We start from the raw sequence: 19,569 nt of genomic DNA, 5'->3' as shown, positions 1-19,569 counted from the left end.
CGGTGTGTGCCGCCGACCGTGAAGGCGAGCGACCGCATGCCGCGCAGATCACGCGTCGTCGGATACGTGCGGTCGTACGAGGAGCCGCCGGCGCGGGCCGCCCGGACGCAACGGCGGCTCTCCGGCGTGCCGGGCGCAGACACCGTGATGGAGCCACGCGGGTAGTGAAAGGGTTCTTTCGAGGGACGGGCCGGCCGACGCACATGGACAGTGTCCGTCCTCGGGGTGAAGTACGTCCCGAGGACGGTGACCGCCGACGGCACACGACTGCCGGCGTCAGCAGGGGACTGGGAGCCGGCACCCACGTTCTGGAGGTCACACCGAACTCGCACGGCATCCGTGACCCACTGACCGCCGGGTACCGGTAGCGGACGCCGTGGGCCCGGGTGCGCGCGCCCGGCTGAACGGCGATGGACGCCCCTGGGCGTGACGGGCCGTGTGACCGCGCCGGGCGGCCAATGGTCCCGGACCGTGAGTGACGCGCTGCTTCGTACGGATATGCGGCACGACCACGGGGTACCCGCCGCGGAACACGGCCCATGGCCGAGTCCGGTACGCGGTGACAGCAACGGAGAACCAGATGAAGGCCCGTCGATCAGCAGTTCTGCCGACTCCCGCGCCGTTCCAGGGGAGTTCGCACTCCGCTCCCCTCCTGTCCGGCCGGTACCGGCTGGTCGGGAGGATCGGGTCAGGGGGCATGGCCGACGTCTACGAAGGCGTCGACACGCGCCTCGGGCGGCCCGTGGCCGTCAAGGTCTTCCGGCCGGGGTCCGAGCCGCAGAGCGAGGACCGGCACGCCGCGGAGGCCGTTCTCCTCGCCCGCCTGGAACATCCCGGGCTGGTCACCGTCTACGACACCGGCTGCCACGACGACCGTGCCTACCTGGTGATGCAACTGGTCGACGGCCCCACCCTGCGCGGCCTCCTCACGCGCGGAGCGCTGCCCGAGGGGCGAGTGGCCCGCCTGGGCACCGCCCTGGCGCGAGCGCTCGCCCACGTCCACGGGGCCGGCATAGTGCACCGCGACGTCAAACCGTCCAACGTGCTGCTCGACGCGGCCGGCGCCCCGCACCTGGCCGATTTCGGGATCGCACGCCTGGCGAACGCCACGCGCCGTACGGCCCCTGACGTGCTGACGGGCACCGCCGCCTATCTGGCGCCGGAGCAGGTCGAGGGAGGGCACGTCGGGGCGGCCGCGGACGTCTACGCCCTCGGCCTGGTCCTGCTGGAATGCCTGAAAGGGGAACTGGAGTACCAGGGAAACCCGCTGGAGGCCGCGATCGCCCGCCTCCACCGTCCGCCCAGGGTCCCCGCCGGGCTCTGCCCGGAACTGGCTGAGCTCCTGCGGGCGATGACCGCACGGGACCCCGGGGCGCGGCCGGACGCCGAGCGGTGCGCGCAGGTCCTGCGCTCCCTGGACCCCGGAAGCGATCCGCGCCCGCTGTCACGCTCGACGCCCGCCCTGGCCGGTCCTCCGGCGTATGGCGCCGCGCACGCCCATGGCGGGGAGCCCACACACAGGCGCGCGCTGGCGGTCACCCGGTCGCACCCCGCGGGCGGTGCCCGGCACCACCGACGCATGGCGGTGGGGACCGCCCTGGCCGCACTCTCCGTGGCCCTGGGCACGACCCTCGCCGTCGCCCCGGGCACCAGCGGGAACAGCGACGACCGCGCCGACGCGCCCCGGACCGCCACCCGCCCGTCCTCCGGCACGGCGGACCCCGGCACCGGGCCCGCTGCCGCCCCGTCGGCCGAACCCCGCCGCGACCAGCGCTCGCCCGGTGAGTCCGGTGCTTCGGGTCCGGCGGCAGGACCCGGTGCCGAGCCCGTTTCCATGCGGTGGGGCTCCTCCGAGTCCGCCGCCCCGGCGGACCGGGCACCGGCCCGGCAGCACGGCGCCGCATCCCGCAAGCCGGTGCCGCACCGCAAAGACACGGGCGACCACCCCCACCGCACGCCGCGCGGCGCCGCGAAACCCCCGGGGAAGGCAGGCGAGCCCCCGCGTCACCCCGCGGGGAAGGGCCACGGCTGAGACGCGTGCCCCGCCCTTCCCGCCGGCGCTCACGAGTCGCTGCCCGGCCGGCTCGCCCACCAGCGCGGCCGCCGGCGCGGCGCGCGTCACGTCCGCGGCGCGCGCCGGTGCGTGCGCATTCCCGCCAGGGCTGTCAGCACGGCGTCGTTGGCTGTCCGGTCGCCGACGGTGAGCCGGATGCCCTCGCCGGGATAGTGGCGCGTCTGGACACCGGCGCCGGTGAGTGCCGCGGCGCCCTCGTCGACGGGATCGGGTGCGGCGAGCCAGACCGCGTTGGCGTGGCCGGGGCGCACGTGCCAGCCGAGGGCGGCCAGTTCACGCCGGAGGCGTTCGCGCTCGGCGACGATGGTGTCCACGCGCAGGCGAAGCTCGTCCTCGGCCCGCAGGGAGGCCCGCACCGCCGCCGTCGCCACCGCGTTGATCCCGAAGGGCAGCTGCTGCCGGCGGACGCGCTCCACGAGGCCGGGGCTCCCGAGTCCGTAGCCGACCCGCAGGGCGGCGAGACCGTAAGCCTTGGAGAAGGTGCGCAGGACCAGCAGGTTGGGATGCGCGTCGAGGAGCGCGGACGTGTCCGGCAGACCGGTGCCGCGGGCGAACTCCACGTACGCCTCGTCGAGGAGCACGGTGACGTGCCGGGGGACCCGGCGCAGGAACGCCGACAGGGCGTCGGCGGTGACGAGGGTCCCGGTGGGGTTGTGGGGACTGCACAGCACCACGACGCGGGTGCGGCGGCCCAGTGCCGCGAGCAGGGCGTCCAGATCCTGGTGCCCGTCCGGCGTCAGGGGCACGGGGACGGGCACGGCGCCGGTCATGGCGGCGAGGAGGGGGTAGGCGTCGAACGTGCGCCAGGCGAAGCACACCGCGTCGCCGGGCCGGACGACCGCCTGGAGCAACTGCAGGGCCACACCGACCGATCCGCTGCCGACCACGACCCGGTCGGCGGCCACCCGGCACCGCGCGGCGATCCGTTCGGTGAGGTCGTCGGGATGGAACTGCGGATAGCGGTGGGCCTCGGCGACGGCCCGGCGCATCGCCGCGTGCACCGGGGGCAGCGGGGGATACGGGCTCTCGTTCAGGGCGAGCCGGTGCAGCACGGGAACGTCCACGGCTCAGTCCCGTCCGCCGTGCCAGCGAACGGCGACGGCACCGGCGAAGTCGCCGGCGTGGGCGAATCCCCCGAGCACCGTCAGGTCGCCGTCCCGCACCTGCCCGGATCCGATCGCGCGGTCCAGGGTGACCGGGATCGCCGCTCCGAACAGGTTGCCGTACTCGTCGAAGGTGTCCAGGTGCCGTTCGGGGGGCAGCCGCAGCGCCTCCCGCCAGTTCCGCAGGAAGGTGCGGTTGGGCTGGTTGGTGATGAGGACGTCGATGTCGGTGCTCGGCACACCGAGCCGCCGGCACAGGTCCGTGATCACCTCGGGGACGAGGCGGTTCCCGCGTGCCAGGACCCTGGCGACGCCGGCGCCGGTGAAACCGATCCGCAGCTGGGACCGGCCCGGCTCCCAGTACTTGCGGCCGTCGTCGACCGCCAGGGTCATGTCACCGGCGTACTCGCCGATGTGCCGGGTCTCCACGTCGAGGACCGGTGACCGCGCCGACGTCGTCACGTATCCCACACCGCAGCCGTCGCCCGGGACGGCGGCCTGGGCGAGGCGGCGCACCTCGGACTGGGTGAACCACTGCCCGGCGGCGCTCTGCGCGTTGCATATCAGCGCGGACCTCGCGTCGCTGGAGGTGAGGATCTGCCGGGCCATCTTCAGCATGTACACGAAGGACGCGCAGCCCGCGTTGGCCACGTCGACGAGCCATTCCGGGTTCAGGCCCAGCCGGCGGGCCACCTCGGTCCCGGCGCCCACGAACGGCAGGTCGGGCAACTGGCTGTGCACCAGCAGCACGTCGACCCCCCGGATCGCGGCCCGGCCGTGCCGTTCGATCAGCGGCTGCACGGCACGCTCGACCAGGTCCGCGTTCGTCTCGTCCCTGGCCACGTGGTGGCGTGACGGCGGGACCCTGAACATGGGGTGGTCGCGGAGCTTGTCCTCGGCGCCGGGGTACCGCGTGTAGAACTCCGCGGGGACCGGCTCGCCGGGCAGATAGGCCGCGACGTCGGTGAGGCTGACCGTGGTCACCGCGCCACCCGCCTCGACGGAGCCGAACCGATCGGCAGGCCGCTTCGGTGGCGGTGCTCCAGGATGGCCTTGAGGTTGCGCATCTCCACGGTGTGTCCCGCGTAGAAGAGGTCCCAGTAGTCGCCCACCCAGGGCCGGTCCGGACGGGGCGCGAGGCCCGGGTACGGGTTGTCGTCGTAGTAGGGGTGCCGGCAGTTCGTCCAAGTGATCACCGAACCCGGCCTGTCGAGCACCAGCGAGGCCGGGACGACACGCATCAGGTAGATCATCCACAGCTTGTCGCCCTGGTCCCAGGAGCAGTGGTAGTCCACGGTCATGGCCTCGGGGCTGGCGAGCACCCTGCAGTAGATCCTGGTGTCGTCCTCCAGCCGGTCGCGGCCGGCCCACAGCCCCGGGGTGCCGGTGGGCGCGAAGTCCCGCAGGCTGCAGGTCCACTCCTCCAGGTGGTGACCCTTGCTGAGGTAGTCGTAGGCCTGCTCCGCAGGGCAGTCGACGTACTCGTGGATGGTGCAGTACTGCCCGTAGACCTGATGGTGCAGGTAGACCGCGTGGGTCAGCTCCACGCAGCGCGCGGTCAGTTCCTCCTTGCCGGTGTTCTCGATACGGACCAGACCGGGGATGTCAGCCAACGTGGACGACTCCTCGCTCATCTGAACCCTCCTTGCTCTCGGCGGCTTCGGTGAAGGACTGGAAGGGGAGGAACGGTGGGATCTCGCGGGGGTCGCAGGCCACCGCGACGAACGCCGGGCCGGGGCCCGCGTTGGCGCGCAGCAGAGCCGTGCGCAGCCGCCCGGCGTCGGTGGCCGCGGTGACCCGCAGGGACGGGAACGCGGCGGCCACTCCGGCGGCGAGGTCGGCCGGCGCGAACAGGTCGTCGCCGCGGACGCCGCCCTGGAGGAACTCCTCCCGCAGGGCGCACATGGCGTGGGCGTTGTTGTTGAAGACGACGAACGTCACGGGTGCGCCGTACTCCACGGCGGTGTGCACCTCCATCCCGTGCATGAAGAAGGCGCCGTCGCCGGCGAGGACGTAGGTGCGCCGCCCGGTGGCGAGCGCGGCGCCGATGCCGGCACCGAAGGTGTAGCCCATGCCGCCCATGCCCACCGCCACCACGAATCGGCCGTGGCGCGGTGCCGGGAGGAGATGGACCGCGCTGGCCCCCGTGTTGCCGGCGTCCACGAAGACGTGTGCGTCCTCGGGCAGTGCCGCCTCCACCGCGGCGACCGCCTGGGCGTGGGGGACGGTGTGCTCGCGGGCCGGGAGGGAGCGCCCCGGCACGGGCATGGGACGGGGGCCGCCGTGCGGCGGGCAGGGACGTGGGCGCGACGGCAGCCGGGCGGTCACCTCGCGCAACGCGTCCCGCAGGTCTCCGCGCAGCACGGTGCCCGCCACGAAGGGCGGTTCGGGGCCGAGGCAGACGACGTCGGTGGCGGCCAGGGCCCGGTCGAGGCCGCCGCGTGCCAGGAGCGGCAGCCGGGTACCGGCCAGCAGGCACAGGCCGGCCCGCCGCAGGCAGTCCTCGACGTTGGCGTGCCCCATCACCCCGGCCACGCCCGCGAACCGGGGATCCCGGTTGTCGAAGACGTCCTTGGCGTCCGGGGTGACCGCAACCCATGCCCCGAGGCGCCGGGCCAGTTCGGCCAGATCCTCCCGCGCGCCGGCGGCGGCCACCCCCTCACCGGCGATGACGAGGACGCGGCCGGCCTGACGCAGGGCGTCCGACACCGCTTCGACGGCGGCCGCGTCCAGCGGCGCCGCGGCCGCCGTCGCGGGGCCGTCCGCCGCCGTGGCCGGGGCGCGGGCGGGCACCCGCAGCCGTGCCTGCTGCACGTCCTTGGGCAGCAGCAGCACGGCCGGCCCGCGTGGTTCGGCCCGTGCCGCCGCGACCGCCCGGGGCAGCAGCCGCGTGAACGAGTCCGCGTCGTCGACCCGGGCGCAGAACCGGGAGACGGGCGCGAAGACCTCCCGGGCGTCGAAGGACCCCGCCCGGCCGCTGGAGTCCTGGAACGCCCCGAGCCCCTCCTGGCCGGCCGGCGGCTGGCCCACCAGTGCCAGCACCGGCACCCGGGAGGCGTGCGCCTCCGCCAGGCCCGGTACGAGGTTCATCGCCCCACCGCCCGAGGTGGCGGCCACCACGCCGAGACGCCCGGTGGTACGCGCGTATCCGTCGGCCATGGTGACGGCGGAGAACTCGTGTTTGGCGACGACGCAGCGGACGGCGCCGCCGCGGTGCACCGCGTCGTAGAGGTCCTCGATGTTCGCGCCGCCGACGCCGAACACGTGGGTGACTCCGGCCCTGGCGAGTTCCCCGGCCAGATGGTCCACCAGGCGTCCCCCTCCCGCCTCGGGCGGTTCCGGGTGCGTGGTGCTCATGCGGGGCTCCCTTCCCTCTCGTGGTGCCGGTCGACGAGGCCGGACGGCGACATCACCTGGAAGCGGTGCCGGTACTCCCCGGGGGTGAGCCCCAGGGTGCGTCCGAACGAGCGGAAGAACGTCTCGCTGTTGGCGAATCCGCAGCGGCCGGCTATCTGGTGGATCGTCAGGCCGGTGGTCTCCAGCAGTTCGCGTGCGCGGGCGATACGCGTCCGCTCGACGTAGTGGGCGGGCGTCGTGCCCACCTCGCGCCGGAAGACCCGGGCGAAGTTGCGCTGACTCATGTTGGCCCGCCGCGCGATCTCGGCCACGGGCAGCGGACCGTCCAGGTGGTCCAGGATCCACTCCTGGGCCGCCCGGATCGGCGGGTGGTCGGCCAGCTGGGCGTCGAGGACGGCGCTGTACTGGGACTGTCCTCCGTGCCGCTTGAGGAACAGCACCAGGAACCGTGCCGTCTCCAGCGCGAGCGCCGAGCCGTGGTCGGCCTCCACCAGGGCCAGCGCCATGTCGATGCCCGTCGACACACCCGCGGAGGTCACGAAGGGACCGTCCCGGACGAAGATCGGCTCCGCGTCCACCGTCACGTCGGGATACCGGCACGCCATCGCCTCGCTGTACGCCCAGTGCGTCGTGGCTCGCCTGCCGTCGAGGAGGCCCGCCTCGGCCAGCAGGAAGGATCCGCCGCACACGGAGGCGACCCTGCGCGAGCGGGCCGCGGCCTGGCCGATCCACGACACGAGCGCCCGGTCGCCGAGCGCGTCGTTGAGACCCCATCCGCCCGGCACGAGGAGTGTGTCGATCGGTCCCTGCCCCGCCTCCAGCGGCGCGGCCTTCACCGCCACCCCCGAACTCATGGGCACCAGGGGCGCGTCGGCGGAGACGAAGTCGGTCCGGTACGGGGTGCCCGAGGGGCCCAGCAACCGGTTCGCGGTGTCGAACACTTCAATCGGTCCGGTGATGTCCAGGGCCATCGCGCCCGCGTACACCACCACAACTACACGTCGCTCCAACACAGTCACAGCCTGTATCGGGAACCGCACTGGCTGCAATGACAGATCACTGACGTATCCGGCCAGCGGCCGGCGCGGCACGGGTGCCGAGGGCGCTGGTCAGGCAGTTCGCGTGCCGAGCGGACGGCGGTGGGTGAGGCACCTCACAGTGCGTCACCCCTCGCCCGTGCAGGCTTTACCACCTCGTGGTTGCCGCCCGCGCGGGGCCGTCGGATTCTTGGTCACCATGCCGTCGGGCAGCTGGTCCAGCAGGTCGCGGGGGTGCGTGAGCCGCTCCGCGCTGAGCGGGGAATGATCATGCAGCTGGAGTTCCGCCACCTCCGTGTCCTGCTCGCCGTCGCAGAGGCCGGCAGCATTCGCAAGGCCGCCGCGCGGCTGCAGCTCTCCCAGCCGGCCACGAGCGCTCAGCTGAAGCGGATCGAACACGAGCTGGGCGGCGCGCTGTTCGCCCGCGGCGCCGACGGGGTGACGCCGAACGAGAACGGCCAGTACGTCCTGCGCTGCGCCCGGGACCTCGTCGTCGGCTTCGACCGGCTGCGCGAGTCCGCACGCGCGGCGGCCGAGGCGGACAGGCGGGCCGCCGCCCCGCTGCGGGCGGGCGGCACCGCCGGCCCCCTGGTCCCCCTGCTGGTCTCCGCCCTCTTCGAACTCGTCCCGGAACGGCGGCTCACCGTCGACGCCCGCCGTTCCGTGCACACCCTGGCGAAGTCGCTGAGCCTGTCGAAGTGCGACATCGCGGTGTACGGCGAGTTCCCCGGCTTCCCGCTGCCGGTGGGCGAGTCGGTGGCGACACGCACCCTGCTGCGCGAGCCGGTCTTCGTCCTGCTCGCCGAAGACCACCCGCTGGCGGGCCAGGAGGCGGTCCGGCTCGGTGACCTGGCGGACGAGGAGTGGGTCATGCCGGAGGCCGACGAGAGCGGGGTGCACGCGTACCTCCGGCTCACCTGTCAGTCGGCCGGGTTCACTCCGCGCATCGCCCACGTGACGCCGGACCTCTCCGTGGCGCAGATCCTGGTCGCCGGCCGGCGAGCCGTCTGCGGCGTATGGCCCACCGCCGACGTCTGTGCTCCGGGCACGGTGAAGCGGCCGCTCGTGGACGTCCCGTTCCACCGGCGGCTGCTGCTGGCGTGGAACACGGAATCGGTCGCTTCCGATCTCGCCGGCGCGGCCTGGGAGCGCCTGCTGGCCGCCTACCTGTCGCTGGTGCGGCAGCGGCCGCCGTACCTGGCCTGGTGGGAGGGCGGGGGAGAGGAGTTCGCCCGCGGCGGGGGCGGGTGACCGGCCGGGCGGCGGGCGACCGTGCCCTATAGCACCGCGGTTGTACCCCAGCTGAAGTCACGTCAGGGGCATGTCACCTGCTGAACACTTCGCGTCAACGTCCCAGGACGTCGTCACCCCACGACGAGCGAAGGAATCTCCCCCTCATGCCCCGTCCTCTTCTTGCCCTTTCCGCGATGGTCGCCGCCGGTGTCGTCACCACGGGAGCGCTGGTCATGCCCGCCCACGCGCAGACCGGCGCGGCTCAGCACGCGACCACCGCCCGCGACGCCGCGACAGCCCGGGCCAAGGCGATATCCCGGGCCAAGGCGAACGTGACCCGGCACGCCGGCGCCTTCGGCTTCGGCGCGGGCCAGGCCCTCAAGGCGAAGGACGTCGTGATCGACGCCGACGGCACCCAGCACGTCCGCTTCGAGCGGACCTACCGAGGTCTCCCCGTCGTCGGCGGTGACTTCGTCGTCCACCAGAAGGCCGACGGCTCGTTCAAGGGCTCCACCCGGGCCCAGGCCCGCGAGGTGGCGGTCGGGTCCGTCACTCCCGCCGTCGGCGCCAGGAGCACCGCGGCCGGGGCGCTCAAGCGCGCGCACGGGCTCGTGCGCGACGCCAGATCGACCCCCGAGCTGATCGTGTGGGCCGCCGACGGCACCCCGCGCCTGGCCTGGCGCACCACCGTGCAGGGGGTGGGCGACAAAGGACAGCCGCACGGCGAGGTGTACGTCACCGACGCCACCACGGGCGCGGCGATCGAGAACTACGACGCCGAGCGCGAGGCGACCGGCACCGGCCACTCCGAGTACACCGGCGACGTCGCCATCGACACCACCCAGCAGGCCGACGGCACCTTCGCCCTGATCGACCCGGTACGCGGCCACACCACCAAGGACGCGCACAACCTCTCGGCCTCGTCGCTGAAAAGCTCCTCCGGCACCCTCTTCACCGACGCCGACGACGTCTGGGGCGACGGCCGGAAGTTCTCCACCGACCGCGCCACCGCCGCCGTCGACGCGCATGCCAACACCGCGAAGACGTTCGACTACTACAGGACGACCTTCGGCCGCAACGGCATCAAGAACGACGGCCGCGGCGCCACCGTCTTCGTCCACGTCGGCACCCAATGGGACAACGCCCAGTGGTCGGACAGCTGCTTCTGCATGATGACCGGCGACGGCGACGGCACCACCGACCCCGAGCAGGTCGACCTCGACACCATGGGCCACGAGATGACCCACGGCGTCACCTCGGCCACCGCCAACCTGCGCTACAGCGGTGAGTCCGGCGGCCTGAACGAGGCCACCAGCGACATCCTCGGCACCATGGTCGAGTGGTACGCAGCCAACCCGGTCGACACCCCCGACTACCTCTTCAGCGACCAGTCCACCCCGCCGTGGCTGCGCCGCTTCGACAAGCCGTCCCTGGACGGCCGCTCCGCCGACTGCTGGTCGAAGTCGGTGGGCCGCCTCGACGTGCACTACTCCTCGGGCGTCGGCAACCACTGGTTCTACCTCGCGAGCGAGGGCAGCGGAGCCAAGACGGTCAACGGAGTCTCCTACAACAGCCCCACCTGCAACGGTTCCACGGTCACCGGCATCGGCAACCGGAAGGCCTCCGCCGTCTGGTACCGGGCGCTGACCGTCTACATGACGTCCACGACGGACTACAAGGGCGCCCGCACCGCGACGCTCAACGCGGCGAAGGACCTCTACGGCGCCGGCAGCCCCGAGTACGCCACCGTGGCCGCCGCGTGGAGCGCGGTCAACGTCTCCTGACGCACCGGCGCACGGCCTGGCCGGGGGAGCCGGCCCGGACGACGACGCGAACCCCAGTGCCGTCGCCCGGGCCCGGTCTCCGCGACGCGGCCGGATGCGGTGCCGGGAAACGGCACGGGGCTGAGCGGACACCGGCTTCTCGCCTAGAGTCGGCCGCATGACGGAGGCACCGGCCCAGGACCGAGGCGCAAGATCCCGTGACGCGATTGTCGACACCGCCGGCGCACTGATGTCGCGGTACGGCTACGCCGCCACGTCCATTTCCATGATCTCATCCGAGTGCGGCCTGCCGGCCAGCTCCATCTACTGGCACTTCGGCAGCAAGGACGGGATCTATGTCGCGGTGCTGGAGCACGCCAGGACAGCGCTGCTGGCAGCCCTGCCCCCGGCCGAGGTACCGGGCGCCGATGTCGAGCAGCGCCTGGACGCCTTTCTCGCCGCGGTCGAGGACGCCTTTCGCCGTCACCCGCACGGCATGAAGCTGCTGCTGGGGCTGGGCTTGGTGCAGCAGGACGCCAGTGCGGCGGCCGTGGCCGAGGTGCGCCGCTACCGTGACGCGCTGGTGGCCTGGGCCCAGGACGCGCTGAGCACCGTCTTCGGCCTGAGCGACCGCCCGCGGGTGGCGGAGGAACTGGCACGCTTCACACTCAGGATGGCGAGCGGCACCGCCGTCGCCCGCTGGTTCGAACCGGGCACCGTCCTGGAGACCGGGCCGTTGCGCGTCGCCCTGCTGGCACTGCAGGCTCACCACGACTCCGCGGTGCGCGTGCCGCCGGGCCCGGGCGCACCGGCGCGTGACGGCACGGACAAGTGATGACGGCCGGGCATGAACCGCCCCGGGAGCGGGCGGGGCGGTTCACGGACGGGCTCGGACGGCCGACGTCATCGCACGGCTCCCCCGGAAACAGGGGAGGGAGACCAGAACGCGCAGTGGTGGTCGGTGGCGAAGCCGGTGGTGGGCGCGGTCCGGTCCGGCGCCAGCACCTGGACGCGGTCCCCTTCGGCCGTGTAGCGGGGCCAGGCGGGGGCACCTGGGCCGTTGGGGTCGCCGGTGGCCGCGAACCGGGCCCAGTAGGCGGTCATCGTGGCGGACAGTCTCCGCTGGGCGGGTGTCAGGCGCACGGCGTCCCTGGGAAAGAGGTAGACGAGTTCGGAGGCGTGGAACGCGCCCTGCGGTGTGTGCGGCGCCGGGATGAACGGTGGCGCCTGCGGGTCGTGGAACTCGTAGGCGTAGACGGGCGCCCGGGTGCGGTACAGCCGGCTGTCGGACCGTGCCGGGCAGGCGAACCGCTGGTCGGTGTTGACGGCGGAATAGGCCAGATTCGGGGACGGATACGCGGAGGCCGGATACGTGTGCAGGACCGCCCCTGCGCGACCGCTGTGCTCGAGCCCGATCAGGGCGGCGTAGGAAGCGGCGGTCAGGGGGCCGCCGCCGAGCAGATCCACGTTCAGCGCGGTGAAGTAACGGTACTCGTCGTGCGTGTTGCCGTTCAGCGTCGGGACGGCGTGCACCCGCCCCTCGGCCCATGCCCTGAGCGGAGCGCGTGGCAGGATCCGCGGGCCGGTGTTCGGGGCCCACAAGGAGGTTGTCCCGGGCCCGGTGCCGCGGATCAGTTCGGTGGTGGTCAGGGCGCGCAGGCAGGCCGCCGCGGTCGTCGGCTCCGCGCAGCCGACGGAGGCCGCGAAGTGGCTGCCCCGTTGTTCGGCCGCGCCGAGCGTGAGGGGTGTCAGACCGCCGCCCGAGGCGCAGCTCCCGCTCTGCTGGATCGCCCGCTGGAACAGGCCCCCGGCAGTCGGAGAGGCGATGTGGGCGCAGGTGTCCACCGATCCGGCGGACTGGCCGCCGAGGGTCACTCGGCCCTGATCGCCGCCGAAGGCGCCGATGTTGCGCCGGACCCAGCGCAGTGCTGCCTGTTGGTCCATCAGGCCGTAGTCGCCGGAGGCGTGGCCCCGGCTCTCCGCGGACAGGGCCGGATGGGCGAGGAAACCCAGTGCTCCAAGGCGGTAGTTGACGGTCACCACGACGATGCCGTGCGCGCTCAGCAAGGAGCCGTCGTAGTCGCTGCCGGCGCCGTAGGCGTTGCCGCCGCCGTGCAGCCACACCAGTACCGGAAGGTGCCGGCCGCCGGTGCGGGCGGGTGTCCACACATTGAGGTACAGGCAGTCCTCCGTCGTGCTGCCGGTGCGGCTGGACTCGCCCGGCAGGACCGGGCCGCCGTCGGGGAGCAGCGTCAGCGGCAGTTGAGGGCAGGGTGGGGCCGGTGCGGTGGCGTCCCGCACGTCGGGCCATCGTTCGGCGGGCCGTGGGGGACGCCAGCGCAGCCTGCCCGTCGGCGGGGCGGCGAAGGGGATGCCCTGGAAGACCCGGCCCCCGTCGCGGTGGGCCGCGCCGCGCACCCGGCCGCGGTCGGTCTGCACGACCAGGGAGGACTGGGCGGTATCGGCCCGGGCCACGGGCGGTGGAACGGCGACGGAGGCCAGCAGCAGGGCCAGTGCCGCGATCACGGCATGGGCCAGGTTCTTGCGCAGGTTCGACGGTCTCATCACTTCTCCCGGATGCCGGTGCGAGCGGTGCGGTCAGGGTGTGTGCTCGTAGGCGCCGATGTCGCACGCGGCCCCCTGAGGGCGGGCCACACCCCGCTGATCGGTGGCCGGGCAGCGGTCCGCCGCGTCGAGGGCCGGACTTCCCGGCAGCAGCGCGGCGGTGTCCGTGGGGCCGCCGTTGTCGGCGAGTGGGCCGATCAGCGGCGCACGGCTGGGCAGGTCGCCCTCGGCGGTGAGCCGGCAACTGCCGTCACCGTCGATGTTGTGTCCCTCCGACGCGATGGTCGCGAAGGCCTTCTTGCAGTTGCCGGCCCTGCCGCCGACGGTGTTGCCCGCGACGACCGAGTTGCGCAACGTCATGCGCCCCAGCGGCAGATCGATGACGTCGGGAATCGGGGAGGGCAGGCTGTCGAGGTAGGCGGGGGCGATGTTGATGCCCCCACCTCCGTCGCTCGAACTGTTGCCGACGACGGTTGAGTTGAGGATCTCCACGAGGCCCCGGCCGCGGATGTCGATGCCCCCGCCGTAGCCGGCGAGGCTGCCGGGACGGTCACCGGGGTTCGTCACCCGGTTGGCGGCGATCGTCGAGTTGGTCACGGTGCCGCTGTCGTCGAAGCGGATGCCCCCGGCCTCTCCGGCGGTGTTCCCGCTGACGGTGCTGTCGATCAGGTCCAGGTGCGAGCCGGGGATGTTGAAGATGCCGCCGCCGTAACCGGCGGAGTTGCCGGTCACCGCGACCCCTCGCAGCGACATGTGGTGCCCGTTGGCGATGCCCCCGCCGCCGGTGTCGGTGATGGGCAGTTCGCGCTCCTTGGCCACTCCGCCGGTGATCGTCAGACCGGACAGCCGGGTGTCCGCCTGCATGCGGAAGGCGCGGTCCAGGTGGTTCGCGTCGATGACGGTGCTCCGCGCGCCGGAGCCCCGGATCGTGGTGGGGGCGCTGACGTTCAGGTCACCCGTGGTCGGGTCGGGATGGTCTCCGTTGATCAAGCGGGGATCGGGCGGGATGGTCAGCCGGTAACGGCCCGGAGGCAGTGCGACGGTGCTGCCAGGGCGGGCGTTGGCCGCCGTCACCGCCGCGCGCAGGCTGCAAGCGCCCGACGCGGTGCGGCACAGGCCGTCCGACGGGTCGGCGTCGACCGCGTCGGACGTGGTGTCCACGGTGAACTCCGTCGGGCCGGCGGCCGCGGGCGCGGCGGCCCTGGCCGGGGGCGCGGCGAGTGCCACACATGCGGCGAGGACGACGGCGAGTGCCGCCGGGATGGTTCGGTGGTTCATCAGGTGAGCTCCTCTCGGCGAAGAAGGGGAGGACGCGGCTGATGCGAGGACTTCGTGGTGGTGCGGATGCGGCTCCAACGGGAATTCCGGCCGGTGCCCTCCGGCGTGGCGCCCGGGGGAGCGGTGGGCCGGTGCACGGGGCGGCGGAACGAACGGTGTGTGACGTGCGCGCTCTGTAGGGAGCGTTCCAGTCAGGGAGTTGGGTGTCTACCCGCTGGTAGCGGAATGACCGGATGGCGACGGCGCCACGGACGGGCGGCGGCCGTTCTTCCCGGCCGACGGCCGGCCGTCCTGCCACCCGGACCAGTGGTCCTTGCGGCTGCCAGCGGTCGAACACCACGACGGCCCGGCGATTGCCGGGCCGTCTGCTTGCGGCCACCGCGCCGCCGCCCTCGCCGGCGCCTGGGCGTCACAGGGAGGCGTGTGCCGCGGCGCCCGGCAGGCCGGGGAACGGACCGCGTCCGGTTCCCGGACCCGGCCGACCCGCTGCCCCACCCCGCGGCCGGCCGGCCGGTGGCGCCCGGCGCGAGCCGCCACTCGTGCTCGTGGCGGGGGCCGGCGGTCAGCCGACCTTGAGGAGGCCGGAGTCCACGACGGCGCGCCCGAAGGGGCGCGCGAGTTCGGCGAGACGTTCACAGCCGGCCTCGCCGAGCGCGGCGTAGGCGGGCAGCGCCAGCCGGTCGGTGCGGTCCTCGATGTGCCGCCGCAGCCGTACGCCTTCCGGGCTGAGGCCGTCGCCGTCGAGCAGCCCCCGCTCGCGCAGGCGCTCGCGGGTGCCGGCCCACTCCTCCTCGGGCCATGCGCGGCTGGCCTTGAGGAAGCCGACGGGGACGTCACCGGTGGCGGCGTGCAGGATCAGGGCCTCCAGGCCCCCGACGCCCTCGCTCAGCAGACAGGCGACGTGGCCGTCCCCGCGGAACTCCCGGAGCAGTGTCTGGGCGTGCCACAACTGCGGCACGGGCCCCTGGGGCCAGGGCAGTGCGGCGTGTGCGGCGAACAGCGGGCGGCCCTGGGCGTGTTCGCGGGCGGCCTCGGCCGCCCGGCGGGTCAGCGCCAGGACCTCCGCCAGGCCGGGCAGTTCGTGGACGCCCGCCCGCCGCAGGGCCTCGTCCGCCGCGGTGTACCGGGCGTCCAGCACCTGCTCCGGCGTGGTCGTGTCCCAGACCCCGTCGACCGCCTGGCGCACGAGCGCGGGGCTGAAGTTGTAGAAGGTCGAGATGACCAGCTCGGCGGAGGCCCGGCCCAGGGCCGCGCCGCGGGAGGCGAAGTATCCGGCGGGTACGCTCAGTCCGAGCTCCGCGTACCGCCGCTTCGCCTCGGGGACGAAGTAGATCATGCTGTGTACGGGCTCGAGGCGGCGCCAGGCCGCGTGCGCTGTCTGCATCGGGTCACCTCTTCGGGAGGTCGGCGGACGGGGCGTCCCCCGCGGTTCCGTGACCGCCGTGCGCCGCAAGGTGCTCGAGCAGCAGGCGGCTCAGCGTGTCGGGCGCTTCCTCGGGGATCCAGTGGCTGACCCCCGGGAGGGTCTCGAACCGGTACGGTCCGTCGACCCACCGTTCGGTCTCCCGCGCGGGCGCCGGGCCGAACGCGCTGTCCCGGGTGCTCCACACGTACAGCGTGGGCACCTCGACGGCGCCGATCGCGCCGTCGGGGCGGCCCGCCCGGTACCAGTTCAGCGCGGCGGTGAGAGCGCCCGGCCGGGACAGGTGCCGTACGTAGGCCTCGACGCCGTCCTGCGGGACCTTCCCGGCGTAGAGCGCGCGGAGTTCCCGGGCGTCGTGGGCGAGCATGCGCTCCTCGGTCGCGGGCGTCTCGCGCCAGTCGATCATGTAGCGCGAGCGTCCGCGCTGGTCCTCGTCGGTGCGCAGGGCGGCGGCCAGCGCACCGGGGTGCGGGGTCGACACGGCCGTCAGGGTGCGTACCCGGCCGGGGTGCGCGTGCGCGGTCCACCAGGCCACCGCGCCTCCCCAGTCGTGACCGGCCAGATCGAACGCCGGCCAGCCCAGCTCCTCGGTGATCGCGACCACGTCGTCGACGAGGAGGCTCATGCGGTAGTCCCCGGGCCGCCTGGGCCGGACGCCCGGGGAGTACCCCCGCTGGTCGGGCGCGACCACCAGGCAGCCGTGCGCAGCCAGGGCCTTGATCTGCCGCCGCCACGCCAGCCCCGTCTGCGGGAAGCCGTGCAGCAGCAGCACCGGGCGGCCGTCGGGCGGCCCCGCCGCGCAGGCGTCGAACACGCCCGCGGCGGTGGAGATGTTCAGCTCCTTCACGCCCTACCCCTTCGTACCGACTGGTCGGTAGCCTTTACTCCCCGGTGTGGGTTGTCAAGGCCGCGACGCCGGGGGCGAGTCGGCAGCGAGAGGAAGGGGTGGAGACGTGTCGGACATGAGGGAAAGGGAACGGACCGCGATCCTGGTGGACTTCGGCGGCGTGCTCACCTCCAGTGTGCTGTGGGCCTTCAGCGACTTCGGCGCCTCGCTGGGCGGCGACCCGCGCCTGCCGCTGGACCTCCTCCGCCGGGACCAGCCGTCCCGCGCCCTCCTGGCCGACCACGAGTGCGGACGGATCGGCACCGAGGCCTTCGAGAAGGGGTTCGCGGAACGGCTCCGCGCGCACGGCGCCGACGTGGCGGCCGAGGGGCTGACGGCCCGGATGCAGGCCGGGGTGACGATCGACCGGGACATGCTCGCGCTGCTGGACGGCCTTCGGGCCGCCGGCCGCCCCGTCGCGCTCGTGTCCAACTCGTTCGGCACCGGCGCGTACGACGGCGTCGACCTCGCCGCCGTCGCCGACGTGGTCGTCATCTCCGCCGAGGTCGGCGTCCGCAAGCCCTCCCGGCGGATCTACGCGCTCGCCTGTGAACGCCTGGGCGTCCACCCCGAGGAGGCGGTGATGATCGACGATCTGCGACAGAACCTCGACGGAGCGGCACGGATCGGCATCGGCGGCGTACTGCACACCAGCGCCGCCGACACCCGCCGCCAGCTCGCCGAACGCTTCGGGATCACCACGTGACCGGGCGGCCTTCGCGCCGGCCTCCGCCACGGTCGCCCGGTTCCGGGCCGAACGCCCCGCGGTTCCCCCGCCACGGCTGATCCGGCGGCCCGAGCGGCACGGACCGCCCCACGCCTCACCCGGGCGGGACCGACAGGTGGACGAGGATGCCGCACACCTCGTCCACGATCTCCCCGGCCTCCGTCTCGTCCCCGCAGTCGCCCAGTTCGCGTGCCGCCCCTCCGATGACCGTGGTCAGCACGCTCACCCGGACCCGCCCGGCGCGTCGCCGCTCGTCCACCTCCAGCAGGCGGGCGTTGCGCCGTACCCAGGCGCGGTCCCACTGGCGGCGCAGTGCGTCGAAGCCCGAGGGGCCGTCGTCCTCCGCGAAGAGCCTTCCGAGCCGCCGGTTGTCCCAGGCGCCCTCCAGGTACGCCCTCGCCCCCGCCACGAACAGGGTGACGGGGTCGTCCACGCCGCGGTCCCGTTCGACGGTCAGCGTGGCCGCCGTCCGGCGCTCCTGTTCCTCCCGGAACTCCTCCCACAGAGCCAGGTACAGCCCCTGTTTGCCGCCGTAGTGCTGGAAGAGGCTGCCCACCGGGATGCCGGAGCGCGTCGCGATCTCGGTGAGACCGGCATCGCTGTAGCCGCGCTCGGTGAACACCTCCAGCGCGGCGTCCAGCAGTGCACGCCGGAGCGTTCCGACCTGTCCGGCGTACCCCTCGGACAGTTCCGCGCCCTGTCCCGCGGTCCTCCCGGCGGACTCCACGATGCCGCTCACTGGCAGTCCTCACCCTCCCCGGCCCCGTCGCGGATGGCGAGGGCGACCAGCAGTTCCAGGAGATCGGCGATCCGGCGCGGATTGCGGCCGGTGCGTTCCTCGATCCGGCGCAACCGGTAGTGCGCCGTGTTGTGGTGCACCCGCAGCCGCTCGGCGGCCAGCCGCAGGTTGAGGTCCGCCTCGGCGAACGCCCGTATGGTGGCGGCCAGTGTGTCACCGCGTCCCCGGTCCTCCTCCAGCAGCGCCCGCACCCGGGGGTCGACCAGCTGGCGGGCGAGGTCGTCGGCGCGCAGCGCCAGGTAGTCGAACGGGGACAGCCGCGGCAGCGCCGCCACCCCGCCCCCGCCCGGCACCAGGTCGAGCGCGGCCCGCGCCTCCGCGTACGCGCGCGGCAGCTCGGCCGCGCCGCCGGCGACCGTGCTGATGCCCATGGCGAGCATGGTCCCCTCCCGTGCGAGCCGCCGCTGAACCGCCTCGAAGTGGTCGCATATGTCCTGCGCGTCCATGCCGGCCCGGACCACGGGCACGGCCACCACCTCGCCGTGGCGCACGACGACCAGGGTCCGGCCGGCCCAGGGCCCGGCGACGCTGATCGACGCGCTGGTGGCGTACCCGTACTCGGCCGAGGCGAGGTCCCCGGTACGCGTGTCGCCGACGCACTCCGCCACGACCGCCATCATCGGTGAGCGCGGTCCGATCCCGTACGCCTGCGCCGCGGCGAACAGCCCGCCGCGCGCCGGTGCCACCCCGGCCAGCAACTGCTCCAGGAGATCCCGGCGCTCCCGGTCCGCGTCCGCCACCACGTGCTGCTGGTACTCGACGTACGCCTGCGCGGCGTGCGTGCTGGCGAAGTCGACGTAGCGCATCAGCGGGGTGACGAGGGACAGCGCGGCCTGCTGGGCCTCGGCGGAGGTACCCGCGCAGTCCAGCAGGGCGTCCCACATCACCTGCCGGCCCACCCGGAAGGCGCTGATCCAGTCCTCCAGGGCGAACCCCGCGCGTGCGCGGCGCATCGCCGCCGCGCGGCTGAAGACCAGGTCCTCGGGAGCGATGTCGCGGTCGCCGGCCAGCGCCGCCAGCTGCATGCGGTAGTGCTCGAGCACCTGGGCCCGCACGTCGTCGAAGAACCGCTCGTCCTGCAGCGCGTACGACGGGATCTCCGCGCGCATGACCTCGACGGCGGCCTCCGCCACCTCCTCGACCCGGTCGTGGACGGCGTGCAGGATCCGCCACCGCTCCCGGCGGAGCTGTTCGGCGAGCTGGGAGCTACCCAGGGCGGGACCGCGAGGCATGGCGCCGATCGTCGCCGTCCCCGTCGTGCGCCGTCAACAGGTGCGGCGTGAGACATCTCCCCGCACTTGTGCGCCGCGCACAGTGCGGCGAC

At 73.6% G+C, this 19,569-nt stretch carries 16 protein-coding genes; 5 read left to right on the top strand and 11 right to left on the bottom strand.

From position 1 onward, the window contains the following. The first annotated feature begins 580 nt into the window (after nt 1–580). Nucleotides 581–2,032 carry a serine/threonine-protein kinase gene (locus tag IE177_RS09345; RefSeq protein ID WP_190014669.1) on the top strand — a complete coding sequence of 484 codons (1,452 nt, stop codon included), beginning with the start codon at nt 581–583 and terminating at the stop codon, nt 2,030–2,032. A gap of 86 nt (nt 2,033–2,118) precedes the next feature. Here the strand turns inward: IE177_RS09345 and IE177_RS09340 are convergent, their stop codons facing one another. From IE177_RS09340 to IE177_RS09320, 5 genes are read right to left on the bottom strand one after another with little or no spacing between them, the layout of a single operon-like run. Then, nucleotides 2,119–3,138 (bottom strand): histidinol-phosphate transaminase, encoded by a 1,020-nt coding sequence (locus tag IE177_RS09340; RefSeq protein WP_190014667.1) that lies wholly within the window; start codon nt 3,136–3,138, stop codon nt 2,119–2,121. 3 nt (nt 3,139–3,141) lie between these two features. Beyond that, nucleotides 3,142–4,161 (bottom strand): 3-oxoacyl-ACP synthase III family protein, encoded by a 1,020-nt coding sequence (locus tag IE177_RS09335; protein WP_190014665.1) that lies wholly within the window; start codon nt 4,159–4,161, stop codon nt 3,142–3,144. Beyond that, nucleotides 4,158–4,811 carry an SRPBCC family protein gene (locus IE177_RS09330; RefSeq protein WP_190014663.1) on the bottom strand — a complete coding sequence of 218 codons (654 nt, stop codon included), beginning with the start codon at nt 4,809–4,811 and terminating at the stop codon, nt 4,158–4,160. Before IE177_RS09330 ends, IE177_RS09335 begins: the two co-directional genes overlap by 4 nt. After that, on the bottom strand, nt 4,783–6,534 hold the full coding sequence (locus tag IE177_RS09325) for a thiamine pyrophosphate-binding protein (protein WP_229815966.1): 1,752 nt from the start codon (nt 6,532–6,534) through the stop codon (nt 4,783–4,785). Before IE177_RS09325 ends, IE177_RS09330 begins: the two co-directional genes overlap by 29 nt. Continuing rightward, the gene (locus tag IE177_RS09320) at nt 6,531–7,547 is read right to left on the bottom strand and encodes a GlxA family transcriptional regulator (RefSeq protein ID WP_229815965.1); all 1,017 of its coding nucleotides are present in this window, start codon (nt 7,545–7,547) and stop codon (nt 6,531–6,533) included. The genes IE177_RS09325 and IE177_RS09320 overlap by 4 nt, the downstream gene beginning before the upstream one ends. 294 nt (nt 7,548–7,841) lie before the next feature. Here IE177_RS09320 and IE177_RS09315 point away from each other — a divergent pair, with 294 nt between their 5' ends. The 3 genes from IE177_RS09315 (at nt 7,842) to IE177_RS09305 (ending at nt 11,402) form a co-directional block, all read left to right on the top strand. After that, the gene (locus tag IE177_RS09315; protein WP_190014661.1) at nt 7,842–8,822 is read left to right on the top strand and encodes a LysR family transcriptional regulator; all 981 of its coding nucleotides are present in this window, start codon (nt 7,842–7,844) and stop codon (nt 8,820–8,822) included. Nucleotides 8,823–8,968: 146 nt separating this feature from the next. Continuing rightward, nucleotides 8,969–10,588 (top strand): M4 family metallopeptidase, encoded by a 1,620-nt coding sequence (locus IE177_RS09310; RefSeq protein WP_229815964.1) that lies wholly within the window; start codon nt 8,969–8,971, stop codon nt 10,586–10,588. Nucleotides 10,589–10,745: 157 nt separating this feature from the next. Then, nucleotides 10,746–11,402: a TetR/AcrR family transcriptional regulator gene (locus tag IE177_RS09305; RefSeq protein ID WP_190014659.1), complete on the top strand. Its 657-nt coding sequence runs from the start codon at nt 10,746–10,748 to the stop codon at nt 11,400–11,402. A gap of 68 nt (nt 11,403–11,470) precedes the next feature. On the opposite strand, the gene IE177_RS09300 is transcribed toward IE177_RS09305, so the two are convergent. The 4 genes from IE177_RS09300 to IE177_RS09285 all read right to left on the bottom strand — a co-directional run bounded on the left by IE177_RS09300 (nt 11,471) and on the right by IE177_RS09285 (nt 16,680). Further along, on the bottom strand, nt 11,471–13,132 hold the full coding sequence (locus tag IE177_RS09300; RefSeq protein WP_190014657.1) for a carboxylesterase/lipase family protein: 1,662 nt from the start codon (nt 13,130–13,132) through the stop codon (nt 11,471–11,473). A gap of 33 nt (nt 13,133–13,165) precedes the next feature. Continuing rightward, nucleotides 13,166–14,410 carry a CSLREA domain-containing protein gene (locus IE177_RS09295; RefSeq protein ID WP_190014656.1) on the bottom strand — a complete coding sequence of 415 codons (1,245 nt, stop codon included), beginning with the start codon at nt 14,408–14,410 and terminating at the stop codon, nt 13,166–13,168. 562 nt (nt 14,411–14,972) lie between these two features. Continuing rightward, complete coding sequence (locus IE177_RS09290; RefSeq protein WP_190014654.1) at nt 14,973–15,794, bottom strand: SCO6745 family protein; 822 nt, start codon at nt 15,792–15,794, stop codon at nt 14,973–14,975. 4 nt (nt 15,795–15,798) lie between these two features. Continuing rightward, nucleotides 15,799–16,680 carry an alpha/beta fold hydrolase gene (locus IE177_RS09285; protein ID WP_308431545.1) on the bottom strand — a complete coding sequence of 294 codons (882 nt, stop codon included), beginning with the start codon at nt 16,678–16,680 and terminating at the stop codon, nt 15,799–15,801. 115 nt (nt 16,681–16,795) lie between these two features. Between IE177_RS09285 and IE177_RS09280 the strand changes: the two genes are divergently transcribed. Beyond that, the gene (locus IE177_RS09280; RefSeq protein ID WP_190014651.1) at nt 16,796–17,425 is read left to right on the top strand and encodes an HAD family hydrolase; all 630 of its coding nucleotides are present in this window, start codon (nt 16,796–16,798) and stop codon (nt 17,423–17,425) included. Nucleotides 17,426–17,540: 115 nt separating this feature from the next. Here IE177_RS09280 and IE177_RS09275 read toward each other — a convergent pair whose 3' ends face one another. Both IE177_RS09275 and IE177_RS09270 read right to left on the bottom strand, forming a co-directional pair. Then, complete coding sequence (locus IE177_RS09275; RefSeq protein ID WP_229815962.1) at nt 17,541–18,185, bottom strand: TetR/AcrR family transcriptional regulator; 645 nt, start codon at nt 18,183–18,185, stop codon at nt 17,541–17,543. Further along, nucleotides 18,182–19,477 (bottom strand): PucR family transcriptional regulator, encoded by a 1,296-nt coding sequence (locus IE177_RS09270; protein ID WP_190014649.1) that lies wholly within the window; start codon nt 19,475–19,477, stop codon nt 18,182–18,184. The genes IE177_RS09275 and IE177_RS09270 overlap by 4 nt, the downstream gene beginning before the upstream one ends. Between the last annotated feature and the right edge of the window lie 92 nt (nt 19,478–19,569).

Source organism: Streptomyces lucensis JCM 4490 (assembly GCF_014650035.1).
Taxonomy (GTDB): Bacteria; Actinomycetota; Actinomycetes; order Streptomycetales; family Streptomycetaceae; genus Streptomyces; species Streptomyces lucensis.
The sequence above is the reverse complement of the archived record's forward strand: the minus strand, read 5'-3'. Positions and strand labels throughout refer to the sequence as shown.

What these genes read in the sequence shown, in the direction of transcription:
- IE177_RS09345 (WP_190014669.1), top strand. Translation starts at nt 581, where the DNA reads ATGAAGGCCCGTCGATCAGCAGTTCTGCCGACTCCCGCGCCGTTCCAG.
- IE177_RS09330 (WP_190014663.1), bottom strand. Translation starts at nt 4,811, where the DNA reads ATGAGCGAGGAGTCGTCCACGTTGGCTGACATCCCCGGTCTGGTCCGT.
- IE177_RS09325 (WP_229815966.1), bottom strand. Translation starts at nt 6,534, where the DNA reads ATGAGCACCACGCACCCGGAACCGCCCGAGGCGGGAGGGGGACGCCTG.
- IE177_RS09315 (WP_190014661.1), top strand. Translation starts at nt 7,842, where the DNA reads ATGCAGCTGGAGTTCCGCCACCTCCGTGTCCTGCTCGCCGTCGCAGAG.
- IE177_RS09310 (WP_229815964.1), top strand. Translation starts at nt 8,969, where the DNA reads ATGCCCCGTCCTCTTCTTGCCCTTTCCGCGATGGTCGCCGCCGGTGTC.
- IE177_RS09305 (WP_190014659.1), top strand. Translation starts at nt 10,746, where the DNA reads ATGACGGAGGCACCGGCCCAGGACCGAGGCGCAAGATCCCGTGACGCG.
- IE177_RS09300 (WP_190014657.1), bottom strand. Translation starts at nt 13,132, where the DNA reads ATGAGACCGTCGAACCTGCGCAAGAACCTGGCCCATGCCGTGATCGCG.
- IE177_RS09295 (WP_190014656.1), bottom strand. Translation starts at nt 14,410, where the DNA reads ATGAACCACCGAACCATCCCGGCGGCACTCGCCGTCGTCCTCGCCGCA.
- IE177_RS09290 (WP_190014654.1), bottom strand. Translation starts at nt 15,794, where the DNA reads ATGCAGACAGCGCACGCGGCCTGGCGCCGCCTCGAGCCCGTACACAGC.
- IE177_RS09280 (WP_190014651.1), top strand. Translation starts at nt 16,796, where the DNA reads ATGAGGGAAAGGGAACGGACCGCGATCCTGGTGGACTTCGGCGGCGTG.
- IE177_RS09270 (WP_190014649.1), bottom strand. Translation starts at nt 19,477, where the DNA reads ATGCCTCGCGGTCCCGCCCTGGGTAGCTCCCAGCTCGCCGAACAGCTC.